The organism is Lactobacillus kimbladii (genome assembly GCF_000970755.1).
Lineage (GTDB): Bacteria > Bacillota > Bacilli > Lactobacillales > Lactobacillaceae > Lactobacillus > Lactobacillus kimbladii.
The window spans coordinates 1-1,239 of the sequence record NZ_KQ034013.1; the positions used below are offsets into that span (position 1 = coordinate 1).

At 35.9% G+C, this 1,239-nt stretch carries 1 protein-coding gene; it reads right to left on the reverse strand.

Annotated features, from left to right (window positions below; genetic code table 11):
• Positions 1-1,239, reverse strand: a 1,239-nt coding sequence (locus JF75_RS10630; protein WP_046333022.1) for an SLAP domain-containing protein, incomplete at both ends; no start/stop codon positions are given.

The following is a 1,239-nucleotide window of genomic DNA, read 5'->3' on the forward strand; positions in this document are numbered from 1 at the left end:
CCGTTTGCTCCCTGGTCTACCAAAACATAATATTGTCTATTATTGATTGTTTCAGTACCAATCGTTTCAAGTATTGAACCGATCCCTAAGGTAACTCCATTTGCACGATGACCATTATTATCATAAAGATATGCATTGTGTTTTAGAACAACTCTTACTGTCTTAGCTGGTTCCTGGCTGTTTTCCGGCATATTAGGAGTTTGGTTGTTTTGATTGTTATCAGGATTAATATTAGTTATATTTGTGACTTGATCGCTGCCACCACCCGAATTAATAACATTGGTCACATTCACGTTAGTATCAATGGCATCACGATATAGTTGATCTATACCATCATTACGTTTTTGGGTAATGAGTTCGCTTACTGCTGGACTTTCATTTATGCGATTAGTTGCTTTATCAAAATCTTTTTGAATTTGCTGCTTTATCTTATCCTTAACTGTTGAGCTATAATCAGTATTACTGTCTACAATATTGTCAGCAGCTGTCTTAGCATCAGTTAAAGCCCCATTAGCAATTAATTTTTCCCCAGCGAGTTCAGTTGCTAAATCCGTCGGATTAGAATTAAGAGCCTTTTTTGCTTCTTCATAATTCTTATCAGTCTGATCATGATTAATGTTTGGACCAAATTTTTGTAATTTGTCAACTGCAGCCTTATGGGCTTTAGCAAGGCGCTCAAGCAATACATCCGGATCATGCTGCAAAACTTTTTCTCCCTCTTGACTATCAGCAATCGCTTCACTGATAATCTTGTTAACAGCTTCATTACGGACAGTATCTATACCTTCTGTATCCGAAGGTTTATCTAATGTACCCGACTGATCTTTAGATCCGTTTGCTTCAAGCACATCTTTTTGAATCTGTTTCTTTAAAGCTTTCTTTTCATTATCGGTATATACAGTACCATCCTTATGTTTTAGATTATCAACTCTTGCTTCTGCGTTTGTAGCGGTATCACGAACCTCGCCTTTAGCCAATTCTCTCTCGGCTGCTATTTCTTTTGCGTTAACCTCTGCAAGCGTACTACCAGTAATTCCTTTATATTTATTAAATACATTATCAACTTCGGTGGTCTTAGCGCTATCACTAAATTCCTTCTTTAGTCTGGCAATAGCTTCTTTGTATTTTTTCTCAAACTCATCATTTGCATACTTAATAGCATTTTCTAAGTCTGTTTTTTCACTATCCTGAAGTGCTTTTATCTTATTAATTGCATCTTCAGTGATTTTTTCAATTTTT